The organism is Nocardioides sp. TRM66260-LWL, assembly GCF_020075545.1.
Taxonomy (GTDB): Bacteria; Actinomycetota; Actinomycetes; order Propionibacteriales; family Nocardioidaceae; genus Nocardioides.
In genome coordinates this window covers 82,552-96,787 of record NZ_JAIQZK010000002.1, presented here as the reverse complement: position 1 = coordinate 96,787, position 14,236 = coordinate 82,552, and the positions used below count along the sequence as shown (strand labels likewise).

The window sequence follows — 14,236 nt, the reverse complement described above, 5'->3', positions numbered from 1 at the left end:
GCCCGTCTCAGTGGACGCGTCCGGTCGTCCCGTCCGGATGTCGGCGAGTAGTGTCCGACCGTCGGGAGACCGGTCGTGCACCGGAGCCTCGAGCGGCCCGGCCGCTCGCCCGCCCGCCGCGCCACCCGGGGTCGTCGCCCGGGACACACCCTCGCTGTGAAGGAATCCTCATGACCTCCGTCATCGTCGCCGGTGCTCGCACCCCGATCGGCCGCCTCCTGGGCGGCCTCAAGACCCTCACCGCCGCCGACCTCGGCGGCGTCGCGATCAAGGGCGCCCTGGAGAAGGCCGGCGTGTCCGGCGACCAGGTCGACTACCTGATCATGGGCCAGGTCATCCAGGCCGGCGCCGGCCAGAACCCGGCTCGCTCCGCGGGCATCGCCGGCGGCCTGCCGATGAGCGTCCCGTCGATCACGATCAACAAGGTCTGCCTCTCGGGCCTCAACGCGATCGCCACCGCCGACCAGCTGATCCGCGCCGGCGAGGCCGAGATCGTCGTCGCCGGCGGCATGGAGTCGATGACGCTGGCCCCGCACCTGCTGCCCAAGTCGCGCGACGGCTTCAAGTTCGGCGACACCAAGCTCGTCGACTCCATGGCCTACGACGCCCTCTACGACCAGGCCACCCAGCAGGCCATGGGCGGGCTCACCGAGCAGATCAACGCCGAGGGCACCGCGCTCTCGCGCGAGGAGCAGGACGCCTTCGCCGCCGCGTCGCACCAGAAGGCCGCGGCCGCGTGGAAGAACGGCGTGTTCGACGAGGAGGTCGTGCCGGTCTCGATCCCGCAGCGCAAGGGCGACCCGATCGTCGTCTCGGCCGACGAGGGCGTGCGCGGCGACACCACCGTCGAGTCGCTCGGCAAGCTGCCCCCGGCGTTCTCCAAGAGCGGCACCATCACCGCCGGCTCCGCCTCGCAGATCTCCGACGGCGCCTGCGCCGTGGTCGTCATGAGCAAGGCCAAGGCCGAGGAGCTCGGCCTGGAGTGGCTGGCCGAGATCGGCGCGCACGGCATGGTCGCCGGCCCCGACACCAGCCTGCAGCTGCAGCCGGCCAACGCCACCGCCAAGGCGCTGGAGAAGGAGGGCCTGACCGTCGACGACCTCGACCTCGTCGAGTTCAACGAGGCGTTCGCCGCCGTCGGCATCGAGTCGACCCGCAAGCTCGGCCTGCCCGACGAGAAGGTCAACGTCAACGGCGGCGCCATCGCGCTCGGCCACCCGGTCGGCATGTCCGGCGCCCGCGTCGTCCTGCACCTGGCGCTGGAGCTCAAGCGTCGCGGCGGCGGCATCGGCGCGGCTGCCCTGTGCGGCGGCGGCGGCCAGGGCGACGCCCTGATCGTCCGCGTGCCCAAGGCCTGATCGCGGGGTCGACGATCCCTCACCACGAGCCCGTCGGGGGCCGGCGCCGCACGGCGTCGGTCCCCGATCTCGTCGCGGCCGCCCGGGACGGGCAGGTCCGCGCGATCGCCCGGCTCATCTCCTTCGTCGAGGACGAGTCCCCGCTGCTGCGCGAGGTGATGGCGGCGCTCGCCCCGCACACCGGCCGCGCCCAGGTGGTCGGCCTCACCGGCTCGCCGGGCGTCGGCAAGTCGACGACCACCAACGCGCTCGTCGCCGAGCTGCGCCGCGCCGGACGCCGGGTCGGCGTGCTGGCGGTCGACCCGAGCTCGCCGTTCTCCGGCGGCGCGCTGCTCGGCGATCGCATCCGCATGCAGGACCACGCCGACGACGACGGCGTCTACATCCGCTCGATGGCCTCCCGCGGCCACCTCGGCGGCCTGTCCTGGAGCACGCCGCAGGCGATCCGGGTGCTCGACGCCGCCGGCTTCGACGTCGTGCTGGTCGAGACCGTCGGCGTCGGCCAGAGCGAGGTCGAGATCGCCGCGCAGGCCGACTCGACGATCGTCCTGCTCGCGCCCGGCATGGGCGACGGCATCCAGGCCGCCAAGGCCGGGATCCTCGAGATCGGCGACCTGTACGTCGTCAACAAGGCCGATCGCGACGGCGCCGACCAGGTGCGGCGCGACCTGCGCGGCATGCTCTCGCTGGCCGAGCGCCGCGACGGCGCCTGGCGCCAGCCGATCCTCAAGATCAGCGCCGCCCGCGCCGAGGGGCTCGACGAGGTCGTGGTAGAGCTCGGACGCCACCACGACTTCCTGCGCGAGTCCGGCGAGCTGCTGCGCCGTCGCACCCGCCGCGCCCGCCAGGAGGTCGAGGCGATCGCCGTGGCCGAGCTGCGGCGCCGCTGGGCCGACGTCGGCCGGCACGGCGCGCTCGAGGGGCTGGCCACGGACGTCGCCGGGGGAGCGCTCGATCCATACCGCGCCGCCGACGCGCTGCTGGCGGCGCACGCCGGCGCCGAGGGCTGACGCGGCCGGGCCAGGCTTGATCGGTCCAGCCCCGGCGCGCCTGCCGGCCGGGCGGCCTCCCGCCTGATACCACTGGGGCGTACGTGGCGCCTGAGGCGCCGTCCCCTCGGCCCGCAGGACGGAAGCGACGATGAAGAAGGCGATCCTCGCCCTCGTGGTGCTCTTCGTGGGCTTCTGGCTCGTCCAGGACCCGCAGGGCCTCGCGGACGTGGCCCGCAGCGGCGCCGCCCAGACCGTCGACCTCGGCGGCCGGCTCTTCGACGGTCTCCTGACCTTCATCCGCGAGCTCGGCTGAGCCGTCCGGCATGGCCGGCTCCCTGCTCCATCCCGACATCGAGCGCCACCTCCTGCGCGAGGAGGGCGAGGTCGTCCTCGACGCGGTGCACCACCACTGGGCCGCGTACGTGCGTCCGGTGCTGGAGGGCCTGCTCGGCCTGGGGGTGCTGGTCGGCGCGGCGTTCGTGTGGATGCAGATCGCCTGGCTGCTCCTGCTCGTCGCCTTCTGGCTGCTCGGCCGCGCCGCCTGGGGCGTGCTCCGCGAGGCGCGCGACCGGTTCGTCATCACCAACATGCGGGTCTTCCGCATCCACGGCGTCCTCGGCCAGAGCCTCGCGACGATGCCGCTCTCGCGGATCCTCGACATCACGGTGGTCAAGCCGGTGCACGGACGCCTGCTGGGCTTCGGCCACTTCGTCTTCGAGTCCGCGGCCCAGGAGCAGGGCCTGCGCGACATCCGGTACGTGCCGAGCCCCGACCGGCGCGACCTGGTGATCCAGCGCGTCGTCCAGCAGTCCGGCCTGCGCGGCCCCCGGCCCTGACCTCGTCGGCGCGTCCCTAGGATGACGCCATGACGCAGGTGCCCTTCAGCCGTCCCGGTGCGATCGACCTCTCCGCGCTCAAGCGGCCCGCCCCGGCGGCGCCGAGCGCTCCCGCCGCGGGAGCGGGCGGAGGCGGCGTCGGAGGCCCGGCCGCGGCGGGCGGCGCGGCGTCCGCGTACGCCGTCGACATCACCGAGGCCGCCTTCCAGGCGGTGGTCGAGGCGTCGATGACCGCGCCGGTGCTGCTCGTCTTCTACTCGCCGAGCCGCATGCCGGAGAGCGCGCAGCTCGCCGACGACGTCGCGACCCTCTCGGCGGAGTTCGAGGGCCGCTTCCTCGCCGGCCTGGTCGACATCGACGCCGAGCCCGGCATCGCCCAGGCCATGCAGATCCCGTCGATCCCGCTCGTCGTGGCGATCATCGACGGTCGTCCGGCGCCGCTGCTCCAGGACGTCCTGCCGATCGCCGAGCTGCGCACCGCGCTGACCCAGGTGATGCAGCAGCTCACCGTGCAGGGCATCACCGGACGCCACCAGCCGCGGCACGCGGAGGCCGCCGACGAGGAGGGCGAGGCCGTCGACCCGCGCTACGCCGCCGCCGACGCCGCCCTGGCCGAGGGCGACGTCGAGACCGCGATCGCGGAGTACCAGCGCCTGGTCGACGCCAACCCCGCCGACCACGAGGCCGCTGCCGGGCTGGCGATGGCCCGCGTGCTGCTGCGCACCCGCGACGCCGACCCGGCCGCCGCCCGCGCCGCGGCCGACGCCGCGCCCGACGACGTCGACGCGCAGATCCTCGCCGCCGACCTCGACCTCCTCGACGGGCGGGTCGACGAGGCGTTCGGCCGCCTCGTCGAGCTGGTCCGCCGCACGGCCGACGCCGACCGCACGCGTGCCCGGGAGCACCTCGTCAGCCTGTTCGCCGCCGTCGGCAACGACGACCCGCGGGTGCTCCGCGGACGCCAGAGCCTGGCCTCCGCGCTCTTCTGAGTCCGCCGGCCCAGCCCCACCCGGGCCCGACGAGGGCTCAGCGGGTCGTCGCCGCCAGGTCGATGCCCGCAGCGAGCGCCGCGACCGTGACGCCGGCCAGTCGGGCCTCGACCGCGTCGGCCACCTCGGCGTCGAGACGCTCGAGCGACGCCTGGACGCCGCGGCCGACCGGGCACTCGGGCGCGGGCCCGTGCAGGCCCAGCACCGGGTCGTCCCCCTGCAGCAGCCGCCAGACGCGGGACAGGGGGAGCGACTCGGCCGCCACGGCGAGCTCCCAGCCGCCGCGCGCGCCGGGACGCGAGCGGACGAGCCCGGCCTCGCGCAGGGGGCCGAGCACGGTGCGCACGTGCACGGCGTTCACCTTCGTGCTCGCCGCGAGCTCCTCGGAGCCCACCGGCGCGGTGCGCCCGGCCTCCGCGACGGCGGCCAGGTAGACGAGCACGTGCACGGCGACGGCGAAGCGGGTGTTGGTCGGCGCGGGCACGGACCCATCTTGCCGGATCGTCGTCAGGATGACTACATTTCTGATCCGTCGTCAGCGTGACGACGGAATTCGATCCGAGGAGTCGTCCATGTCCATCGCCGTCACCGGAGCCTCCGGCCAGCTCGGCCGCCTCGTCGCGGAGGGGCTGCTCGCGCGCGTCCCGGCCCACGAGGTCGTCCTGCTCACCCGCGATCCCGCGAGGCTGGCGGACCTCGCCGCCCGCGGCGCCGAGGTCCGGGTCGCCGACTTCGACCGCCCCGACACCCTGCCGGCGGCCTTCGCGGGCGTCCGCCGCGCGCTGCTGATCTCGACCGACGCGGTCGGCGACCGCATCGCGGGCCACGTCGCGGCCGTCCGGGCCGCCGAGACCGCGGGCGTCGAGCACCTCGCCTACACCTCGGTGACGCGTCCCGAGCCGACCAACCCCGCCGCCGTCGTCCCCGATCACGCCGCCACCGAGGAGGCCCTGCGCGCCAGCGGCCTGGCCTGGACGCTGCTGCGCAACAACCTCTACGCCGACATGCAGGGCGACGCCCTGGCGTCCGCGATCGCGTCCGGCCGTCTGGTGACCAACGCGGGCGACGGCGCGACGGCCTACGTCACCCGGGCCGACTGCGCCGCCGTGGCCGTCGGCGTGCTGACGGGGGAGGGGCACGAGGGACGGGCGTACGACGTCACCGGCCCGCGCGCCTGGACGGCCGAGGAGCTCGCCGGGCTCGCCTCGCGCCGGGGCGGCCGGCCGGTGGAGGTCGTCCACGTCGACGACGCGGCCTACGCCGCCGGCCTGGCCTCGGTGGGCCTCCCGGCCGAGATCGCGGGCCTCCTCGCCTCGTTCGGCGCCTCGGCCCGCGAGGGCTACCTGGCGGCGGTGAGCGACGTCGTGGCCACCGTCGGCGGCGTCGAGCCGACGCCGCTGGAGTCGGCGATCGACGGCTGAGCGGCGCCCGCCTCGACGAGCGCGCCCAGGACGGCGCCCAGCGCCGGCGAGCCGCCCATGCTGCGCCGGTGCAGCGCGTCGATGGTGCGGGTCGGCACCGGGTCGGTGACGGGGACGGCGCGCAGATCGGGGTCCAGCGGCCCGCGGCCGAGGCGGGGCACGAGGGCGATGCCGAGCCCGGCCGCGGCCAGCGCGAGGTGGGAGGCGAACTCCCACGACTCGTGCGCCACCCGGGGCGGCCGTCCCGTGCCGTCGTGCATGCGGCCCAGCCACTGGCGGCAGATGGTGCCGGGCGGGGTGGAGATCCACCACTCGTCGACGAGGTCGTGCGGGCTCACCGACGCGCGACCGGCGAGCCGGTGGTCGCGCCGCAGGACGACGTCGGCGACGTCCGCCGCCACGGGCGTCACGGCCAGGTGGTCGGGCACCGCGAGCGGCACCTCGCCCCAGCGGTGGACGAGGCCGAGGTCGGCGCGGCCGCCGGCGAGGTCGTCGACGGCGTCCCACGGCTCCCGCTCGCTGATCCGGATGCGCAGCTCGGGGTGGCGGTCGAGGAGCGAGCGGACGACCGGAGCGACGATCCCGCGCACGGCGGTCGAGAAGGCGACCAGCCGGACGGTGCCCGCCACCCGTCCGGTGCCGCGGCGCACCGACGCCTCCAGCGCCTCGAGGTCGGCGAGCACGCGCCCGCCCTCCTCGGCGAGGTGGCGCCCGGGGCCGGTCAGGACGACGCCCCGGCCCGCCCGCTCCAGCAGCGGGGTGCCCGCCTGCCGCTCGAGGCGCTTGATCTGCTGCGAGACCGCGCTCGGGGTCAGGGCGAGGGCGTCGGCGGCCGCGACGACCGAGCCGTGCTCGGCGACGGCGCGGAGGCTGGCCAGGGCGATCACGTCGATCATGCAGCGACGCTACATCGACGACGCCACGAATCATCGCTGGTGCTGCACGGTGACGGGGCGGCACGCTCGTCCGCATGCCGCCTCTCGACCGCCTCCTCGCCTGCGCCGTCGCCACCGTCTGGGGGTTCAACTTCGTCGTGATCGAGTGGGGTCGCGGCGACGTGCCGCCGCTGCTCTTCGTCGCGCTGCGGTTCGTCGTGGTGCTCGTGCCGCTGGTGCTCGTGCTGCCCCGCCCCGACCTGCCCTGGCGCGTGCTGCTCGGCATCGGCGCCCTGCTCTCGCTCGGCCAGTTCGGCTTCCTCTACGTCGCGATGGCGGCGGGCCTGGCGCCCGGTCTCGCCGCGCTCGTGCTCCAGGCGCAGGTGATCGTCACCGTCCTCGGCGCCGCCGCGGTGCTGGGGGAGCGCCCGCGTCGCGCGCAGTGGCTCGGCGTGCTGCTCGGCGTGCTCGGCCTGGTCGTGGTCGGCCTGGCCCGGGGCGGCGCGGCGCCGCTGGTCGGCCTCGGGCTGTGCCTGCTCGGCGCGACGTCGTGGGGCGCCGGCAACGTCCTGACCCGGCGCTCGGGCGCGCAGGGCGGGCTGCCGCTCGTCGTCTGGTCGTCCCTCGTGGTGCCCGTGCCGGCGCTCGGCCTGAGCCTGCTGGTCGACGGACCGCGGGGCGTCGCGGACGGCCTGGCGGCGATCGACGGCCGGGCGATCGCCTCCACCCTCTACACGGCGGTGCTGGCCTCGCTGGTCGGCTACGGCGTGTTCAGCCGCCTGCTCTCGAAGCACCCGGCCGGGGAGGTCGCGCCGTACGCGCTGCTCGCGCCGCCGGTGGCGATGGCCTCGGCCTGGCTGGTGTTCGACCAGGCGCCGACGCCGGGGGAGGCGGTCGGAGCGGCGCTCGTCATCGGCGGCGTCGCGCTGGCCTCGCGGTCGCGTCGTCCGATGCCCTCAGCGGCCGGACTCGGTGTAGCCGGCGCCGGTGCCGCCCAGGGCGGCCAGGGCGGCCTCGACGCGGCGCGCGGTGAAGTCCGCGCACCGCTCCCGGACCTCGGCGGCGTCGCAGAACGCGACCTCGCGGATCTCGCGGGCCTGGAGCACCGCGTCATCGAGCAGCGAGGGTGAGCGCACGCCGCCGTCGAAGACCAGGCACAGCGCGTCGTCCCAGCCGCCCCACGGCGGCAGCCAGTCGGTGAGCACGAGCGGACCGGGGTCGATCGTCAGGCCGAGCTCCTCCTCGACCTCCCGGGCGACGGCGAGCTGCGGCGACTCGCCCACCTCGACCACCCCGCCCGGCAGGTCCCAGTCCTGCTTGTAGGTGAGCCGGCAGAGCAGGACGCGGTCGGCCTCGTCGCGCACGAGCATCTGGCTGATCGCGCGCTTGCGCGGCAGGAAGGAGTTGAGCAGCGAGCGGAAGCCCTCGGGCGTCTCGGCCGGCACGTCGGTGGCCAGCCGGGCGTAGACGATGCGGTCGACGGCGTCGCCGTCGACGGTGACGCCCCGGGCCACGCCCTCGCGGCGCATGCCCGACCAGGTCGCGACCCGCTGGCCGGCCTCGTCGTCGGGGTCGACCCAGACCTCGACGCGCGCGTGCTCGAGCAGGGCGGCGGCGATCTCGCGACGGACGACGTCGACGGACTCCTCGCGGGTCCAGCTGATGCGCACCGTGCCCTCGCCGACGGGGGTCAGGACGGGCGGCGTCGGCGGCGTGCTCACGCGCCTCACCCTACAAAGGCACGGCAACGGCCCGGGTCGGTCAGGTGGCCGCTGCTGCGGCCGATGGGGCGGGAGAAAATCGCGACCTCCACGGCGTGTCGACTGGAAATTACAGGTTTGTAGTTACTCACGAAACCTTCCGTGACTCCTGTGACGCATGTGAAAGTTGCGAACCGCCGTGTGAACTTCCCCCGCACTGGAGTCGTCGTCATGTCCCGCACCAAGTCCGGCTACGTCACCGCCTGCCAGCAGCTGCTGGCCCTGGCGCTCGTGCTCGCCGCGCTCGTCCCCGCCACCAACCTGGTGAGCCTCGACATCGTCCGAGAGCACCCGGGGATCGGCCGCGCCGATGGCCCCGGCACGCTCGCGAGCGGCCGGCTGGCCGCGTACGTCCGCGAGGCGCGGCGCACCTCCGAGGTGCCCACCGCGCCGGTGAAGGCGAGGGTGCGCGAGATCGCGCTCACCGCCCCCGCCGGGCGCACGCTCGGCCGGGTCGCCGGAGCCGGCGCCCTGGCGCGGACCGCGGCCCGGGTCGAGCCGCAGGCGCGGGTCGGCCAGCGCCGGGTCGCCCGCGGCGAGGCCACCGTGCTGACCAGCACGCCGCAGCCGGTCACCGGCTACGGCGCGGTCGGCGTCACGTGGCAGCACGCCGAGGAGGTCTCGGACGCCGACCTCTCCTTCCGCGTGCGCACCCGCACCGGCCGGTCCTGGAGCGACTGGCAGACCCTGCCGTACCACGACGACCACGGGCCGGACCCCGACAGCGCCGAGGGCAGGAAGGCCCGCCCCGGCACCGATCCGCTGCTCGTGGGCGACGTCGACGACGTGCAGGTGCAGGCCACGGCCCAGCCCGGCACCCCGGTGCCGGACGACGTCCGCCTCGCCGTCATCGACCCGGGCGCCGACGCGCGGCCCGCCGCCGAGCGTCCCGCCCTGGACACCGCGACCATGGACGGCGACGACGGCTCGGACTCGGTCGAGGCCGCCACGGCGCCGAGCGACGGCGGGTCGGCGCGGGCCGCCCTGAGCGCCGCGGCGTACACGCCGAAGCCGGTCATCTACTCCCGCGCCCAGTGGGGCGCCGACGAGTCCAAGCGCGACAAGGGCGCCCTGCAGTACTACGAGGTGCACGCCGGCTTCGTGCACCACACGGTGAACGCCAACGACTACACCCGCGACGAGGTGCCGGCGATCATCCGCGGCATCTACGCGTACCACACGCAGTCCAAGGGCTGGTCCGACATCGGCTACAACTTCCTCGTCGACCGGTTCGGCCGGATCTGGGAGGGCCGCTACGGCGGGATCGACCGTCCGGTGGTCGGCGCCCACACGCTCAACTACAACGACTACTCCTTCGCGATGTCGGCGATCGGCAACTACGAGGTGCAGAAGCCGACCACTGCGATGGTGCAGGCCTACGGCGCGCTGTTCGCCTGGAAGCTCTCGCTGCACGGCGTCGACGCCTCCTCGACGCGGCAGAAGGTCGGCTCGTCGTACTTCCAGGCCATCAACGGCCACCGGGACGCCGGCCAGACCGCGTGCCCGGGCAAGTACCTCTACGCACGCATCCCCGAGATCCGGCGCCTGGCCGCCGAGGAGCAGCGCGGCTTCGCCGGGCGTCAGCTGGAGTCCAACCTGGCCGGCGGCCCCTACCCCGACCTGATCGTGCGACGCGCCAAGGACCAGCGCCTGATGGTGCTGCCGACCGGCGGCCTGATGTCGTTCGCCGGCAAGCGCTCGGACTCGCGCGGCTGGTCCGACGCCACCCGCGTGCAGGTGACCCCGGACCTCACCGGTGACGGCGCGGCCGACCTCGTCACCATGACCACCGGCGGCGCCGTCGAGCTGCACCAGGGCACCGGTCAGGGCGACTTCGCCCGCACCGCGCAGACGCTCAGCAGCACCTTCCGCGGCCACGACCTGGTCACCGCCGTGGGCGACCTCGACGGGGACGGGCGACCGGACCTCGTCGCCCGGCGCACCTCCGACGGCATGCTCGACCTGTGGCGCGGGCGCGCCCCGAAGCGGGCCTCCGACGGCTCGCGCCGGGCCGTCCTGGCCGCACCGGTCCACCTCGGCGTCACCGTGCCCGGCGCGCGGCAGCTCGCGGCGGCCGGCGACCTGGACGGGAACGGCCGGGCCGACCTGCTCGTCGTCGACGGCGCGGGCGCGCTGACCTGGCGGCGCAGCTCGGCGACCGCCCGCGAGCTCGGCGTCGCCCAGCCGATCGCCACCGCCGGCGCGGTCGACGCGGTCGTCGGCGGCGGCGACTACACCGGCGACGGCCGTCCCGACCTGGTCGTGCGGCGCTCCGGCCGCTCTGTGCAGCTCATGCCCGGACTCGGCAACGGTCGCTTCGGCTCCTTCCGTGGCCCGTTCGCGAACGTCGCGGGCGGCAGCGGCCTCGTGGGCGGCGTCGACATCGCCGGCTCCGACGGGCTCGACCTGCTCTACCGCGACGGCGACTCGCTCGTCCGCTACACGCAGTCGGGCACCTTCGACACCGGACGACCGATCGACACCGGCGTCTCCGGCGCGGGCGCCGACCGGCTCATCCACGCCGGCGACTGGGACCGCGACGGCTTCGGCGACGTCATCTACCGCAACGGCAGCACCGGCAGCCTCTTCCTGCGCCGCGGCGACGGGACGGGCCGACTGGGCCAGCCGATCCTGCTCGGCCGGGACTTCGGCAAGGTCGGGCTGCTGGCGGGCGTCGGCGACGTCACCGGCGACGGCTGGCCGGACCTGATGGGCCAGCCCTCGGGCGGCTCGATGCGGATCTACCCCGGCCGCGGGGTCGACGGGCTGCGCGCCAGCTACGTGGCGCACCGCTCGATCAAGGCCGCGCAGCAGATCCCCGTGGGCCGCTGGGACGCCGACGGCGCGCCCGACTCGCTGTTCCGCCTGGGCTCCACGACGACGCTCTACCGCGGCAACGGCCCGGGCGGGCTGATGTCGGGCAGCAAGGTCGGCCTGGACCTCAGCCCGTACGACTGGGTCGTGGGCGTCCGCTCGGCGACGCTCGGCAGCGGCACCGACCTGATCGTCCGCGACCGGCGCAAGGGCACGCTGCTCCTGCTGCCGCGCGTGGCCCAGGGGACGCCGACCCCGCGGACGATCGGCGACGGGATGGGGGCCTACGACCTGGCGGGCTGATCGGCCCTCACGGGTGCCGGTGCGTGCACCGCTCCTCGGTGATCACCGAGTCGAGCCGGTCCGCATCGGGATGAGCCACCAGGACCAGCGAGCCGCCCTTCGCGAGCGGCTCGGTGAAGGTCGCGAACCCCGGTGGGGAAGCCGGGCTCGCGACCGAGAGCAGGCGGCCGCCGTCGGCGAGGAGACTCCCGGCGGCGGCCGTCCGCCACGTCTCGGCCTGGGAGAGGAACGCGGGCGGCTCGCCCGGCAGCCGCAGGGCGACGTCGTCGGCCTCGGCCGGCGGGTAGGGCGTGAACGCGTCGGGCTGACCCCAGACCTCGACGCCGAGGTCGAGCACGCCGGGGGGCAGCGGCTCGCGGAACCGCACCCCGAGCGGCAGCAGCGCCGAGGCGAGCACCGGCCGGGCCGACCCGCCGGCGGCCCACGGGCCCCAGGTCGCGAGGCCGTCGGGGCCGCAGACGACGCCGTCGGGCTCCTCGGCGGAGCCGAGGTCGACCTCGAGCCCGATCGTCCAGGCCGCCCCGAGCACGACCGGCGTCAGCCAGTGCGCCGGCAGGTCGATCCGCAGGCGCTGGCCGTGCTCGAGACCGACCTCGTCGAGCAGGGAGGCGGTCTTGGCGACCCAGTTCGCGTAGGTCGTGACCGACAGCTCGGTGCGCTCGCCGGAGGCGTGGTCGTAGAAGGTGATCAGCGGTCGGCCGGGCTCCCGGCGCAGCTGCTGGGCGAGCACGGCTGAGAAGATCGTCACGCCGCGAGCCTAGGTGCCCGCAAGCCGGCCCCCGAGCCCGGCGCCGCCCCTAGGGTGACGGCCATGACGACGACGCCGGCTCCCGCCGACATCCCCGCCACCCCGCCCCCCTCCGTCGCGCCGATCCCGCACTTCTGGGCCGTGATCCCGGCCGGCGGCGCCGGCACGAGGCTCTGGCCGCTGTCGCGCCAGAGCGCGCCGAAGTTCCTCCGCGACCTGCGCGGCTCGGGCCGCACGCTCCTCCAGGAGACCTACGACCGGCTCGCGCCCCTGGCGCAGGAGCGCTTCCTGGTGGTCACCGGCCGCGCCCACGAGGCGGCCGTCCTCGGCCAGCTCGCCGAGCTGCCCGGGGAGGCGGTGCTCGCCGAGCCGTCCGCCCGCGACTCGATGGCCGCGATCGGCCTGGCCGCCGCCGTCCTGGAGCGCACGGACCCGGACGCGGTGATGGGCTCCTTCGCCGCCGACCACGTGATCAGCCCCGCCTCGGTGTTCGCCGAGACCGTCGCCCGGGCGGTCGAGGTCGCGCGCGAGGGCTGGCTGGTGACGCTCGGCATCGAGCCGACCCACCCGTCCTCGGCCTTCGGCTACATCCGCGCCGGCGAGCCGCTCGCGGGGCACGACGCGCAGGTGGTCGCCTCGTTCGTCGAGAAGCCCAGCGTCGAGACCGCCGCCGGCTACCTCGCCGAGGGCGGCTACCGGTGGAACGCCGGCATGTTCGTGGTGCGCCCGGGCGTCCTGCTCGACCTGCTGGCGCAGTGGCACCCCGAGTTCGCCGCGGCCCTGCGCGACCTGGCCGCCGACCTCGGCCGGCTCGAGGAGGTCTGGCCGACGCTGCCCAAGATCGCCCTCGACCACGCGGTCGCCGAGCCGGCGGCCGCCGCCGGGCGGGTCGCCACCGTCGCCGCGGCGTTCGGCTGGGACGACGTCGGCGACTTCGACTCCCTCGCGACCCTCCTCCTGGCCGCGGGGACGCCCGAGCAGCGACTCGCGGTGCTCGGCGACGCCGACCTCGTGCACGCGGTCGACGCCAGCGGCGTCGTGGTCACCGGCGGACGCGCCGTGGCGGTCGTGGGCCTCGAGGACGTCGTCGTGGTCGACACCGAGGACGCGCTGCTGGTCACCACTCGATCCCGCGCCCAGGAGGTCAAGGCCGTGGTCGGCGCGCTCAAGGACGCCGGACGGGCCGACCTCGTCTGAGCCCGCTCGTCGGCCCTCTCGGCCGCTCACGTACGAGGCCCCGTCCCGGATCCGGGACGGGGCCTCGTGCTCGAGAGCGGCGGAGTCGGCGGAGTCGGCCGGCGCCGGCTCACATGCCGTAGGGCTCCGGGGAGTCGAAGTACGGGTAGTCGTCCATGAAGGTCTTCAGCGCGGCGCCGCTGACCTGCGAGCAGTACTGGAAGACGCCCTTCTGCGAGGCGACGTCGGCCTGGCCCTGCGCGTCGACGGCGCCGGTCCAGTGGGTGAGCGCCACGTGCTGGCCGTCGGGGAACGCCTTGCCGTCCTCGTCGGTGGACAGCCACGGCACGGCCTTGAACTTGGTGCGCTGGTTGGTCGTGCCGCCGAGCTTGTCGGCGATCGCGCGCAGGTAGCCCATCTGGGTCGCGTCGTCGGCGATGGTCTGGTCGTACCAGAGGACCGTGTAGCCGTGCTCGAGGTTGTGCACGAGCGCCTCGAGGGCCGGCCGGTCGGTGCCGGTGTAGAGCTTGCGGGCCATCGGGTCCGGGGCCACGTTCGCGACGTTCCAGTGGGGGCCGAAGGCGGGCGGCGCGGTCGTGTAGGTGACCGGCGTGCCCTCGGGGACGTGCTGCTGGTTGCCGTCGGCCTTCTTCTCGGTGACCTTCTGGCAGTCCGACGCGGGCGCGCCGACCTCCTGGAGGGCGACGGAGTCGAACTTGCGACCGTCGTACCAGTCCTTGACGGGCCGGTACGCGGTGGCGCCGACGATCGCGAGCGCCACGAGCGCGCAGACGCCGACGATCGCGAGGCCGCGGCCCCGCTCGGTGCGGCGCTGCTTGCGGCGGATCTCGTCGATGACCTGCTGGCGGTCGGACTTGGCGGGCTTCTTGGCCACGGTGCGGGCTTCCTCGCTGGGTGTCTCGGGACGACGCGGGCCACCCCACCTCCGGGTGGGCCGGCGCCC

13 protein-coding genes and 1 pseudogene are annotated in these 14,236 nt (G+C 75.3%); 9 read left to right on the top strand and 5 right to left on the bottom strand.

The genetic code is table 11. The annotated features are described in order from the left end of the window. Positions 1-170 precede the first annotated feature (170 nt). The 5 genes from K8Z61_RS06945 to K8Z61_RS06925 all read left to right on the top strand — a co-directional run bounded on the left by K8Z61_RS06945 (position 171) and on the right by K8Z61_RS06925 (position 4,175). Positions 171-1,358, top strand: coding sequence for an acetyl-CoA C-acetyltransferase (locus K8Z61_RS06945; protein ID WP_224127860.1), 1,188 nt, complete (start codon positions 171-173; stop codon positions 1,356-1,358). A 14-nt stretch (positions 1,359-1,372) separates the two neighbouring features. Next, complete coding sequence (meaB, locus tag K8Z61_RS06940) at positions 1,373-2,368, top strand: methylmalonyl Co-A mutase-associated GTPase MeaB (RefSeq protein ID WP_224128750.1); 996 nt, start codon at positions 1,373-1,375, stop codon at positions 2,366-2,368. Positions 2,369-2,498: 130 nt separating this feature from the next. Further along, entirely contained in the window at positions 2,499-2,663 is a 165-nt protein-coding gene (locus tag K8Z61_RS06935; RefSeq protein WP_224127857.1) for a hypothetical protein, read from the top strand. 10 nt (positions 2,664-2,673) lie between these two features. After that, positions 2,674-3,186, top strand: a complete 513-nt coding sequence (locus tag K8Z61_RS06930) for a PH domain-containing protein (RefSeq protein ID WP_224127854.1) — start codon at positions 2,674-2,676, stop codon at positions 3,184-3,186. A gap of 29 nt (positions 3,187-3,215) precedes the next feature. Continuing rightward, positions 3,216-4,175: a co-chaperone YbbN gene (locus K8Z61_RS06925; protein WP_224127851.1), complete on the top strand. Its 960-nt coding sequence runs from the start codon at positions 3,216-3,218 to the stop codon at positions 4,173-4,175. Positions 4,176-4,212: 37 nt separating this feature from the next. Here K8Z61_RS06925 and K8Z61_RS06920 read toward each other — a convergent pair whose 3' ends face one another. Continuing rightward, complete coding sequence (locus K8Z61_RS06920; protein WP_224127848.1) at positions 4,213-4,659, bottom strand: Rrf2 family transcriptional regulator; 447 nt, start codon at positions 4,657-4,659, stop codon at positions 4,213-4,215. A gap of 88 nt (positions 4,660-4,747) precedes the next feature. Here K8Z61_RS06920 and K8Z61_RS06915 point away from each other — a divergent pair, with 88 nt between their 5' ends. Next, positions 4,748-5,596 (top strand): SDR family oxidoreductase, encoded by an 849-nt coding sequence (locus K8Z61_RS06915; protein WP_224127845.1) that lies wholly within the window; start codon positions 4,748-4,750, stop codon positions 5,594-5,596. Here the strand turns inward: K8Z61_RS06915 and K8Z61_RS06910 are convergent. Next, positions 5,515-6,492, bottom strand: a complete 978-nt coding sequence (locus tag K8Z61_RS06910) for a LysR family transcriptional regulator (RefSeq protein WP_224127842.1) — start codon at positions 6,490-6,492, stop codon at positions 5,515-5,517. The two genes, K8Z61_RS06915 and K8Z61_RS06910, sit on opposite strands and share 82 nt — an antisense overlap. Before the next feature lie 74 nt (positions 6,493-6,566). Between K8Z61_RS06910 and K8Z61_RS06905 the strand changes: the two are divergent. Continuing rightward, positions 6,567-7,394 (top strand): annotated as a pseudogene (locus tag K8Z61_RS06905) (EamA family transporter); the annotation flags it as partial. Positions 7,395-7,427: 33 nt separating this feature from the next. On the opposite strand, the gene K8Z61_RS06900 reads toward K8Z61_RS06905, so the two are convergent. Beyond that, positions 7,428-8,192: an NUDIX hydrolase gene (locus K8Z61_RS06900; protein WP_224127840.1), complete on the bottom strand. Its 765-nt coding sequence runs from the start codon at positions 8,190-8,192 to the stop codon at positions 7,428-7,430. 210 nt (positions 8,193-8,402) lie between these two features. Here K8Z61_RS06900 and K8Z61_RS06895 point away from each other — a divergent pair, with 210 nt between their 5' ends. Continuing rightward, complete coding sequence (locus tag K8Z61_RS06895; RefSeq protein WP_224127837.1) at positions 8,403-11,348, top strand: FG-GAP-like repeat-containing protein; 2,946 nt, start codon at positions 8,403-8,405, stop codon at positions 11,346-11,348. Positions 11,349-11,355: 7 nt separating this feature from the next. On the opposite strand, the gene K8Z61_RS06890 is transcribed toward K8Z61_RS06895, so the two are convergent. Continuing rightward, positions 11,356-12,096: a TIGR03089 family protein gene (locus K8Z61_RS06890; protein WP_224127836.1), complete on the bottom strand. Its 741-nt coding sequence runs from the start codon at positions 12,094-12,096 to the stop codon at positions 11,356-11,358. A 63-nt stretch (positions 12,097-12,159) separates the two neighbouring features. Here K8Z61_RS06890 and K8Z61_RS06885 point away from each other — a divergent pair, with 63 nt between their 5' ends. Continuing rightward, entirely contained in the window at positions 12,160-13,293 is a 1,134-nt protein-coding gene (locus tag K8Z61_RS06885) for a mannose-1-phosphate guanylyltransferase (RefSeq protein ID WP_224127835.1), read from the top strand. Between the two features lie 109 nt (positions 13,294-13,402). Here K8Z61_RS06885 and K8Z61_RS19250 read toward each other — a convergent pair whose 3' ends face one another. Continuing rightward, the gene (locus K8Z61_RS19250) at positions 13,403-14,167 is read right to left on the bottom strand and encodes a DUF3105 domain-containing protein (RefSeq protein WP_224127834.1); all 765 of its coding nucleotides are present in this window, start codon (positions 14,165-14,167) and stop codon (positions 13,403-13,405) included. Positions 14,168-14,236: the final 69 nt, after the last annotated feature.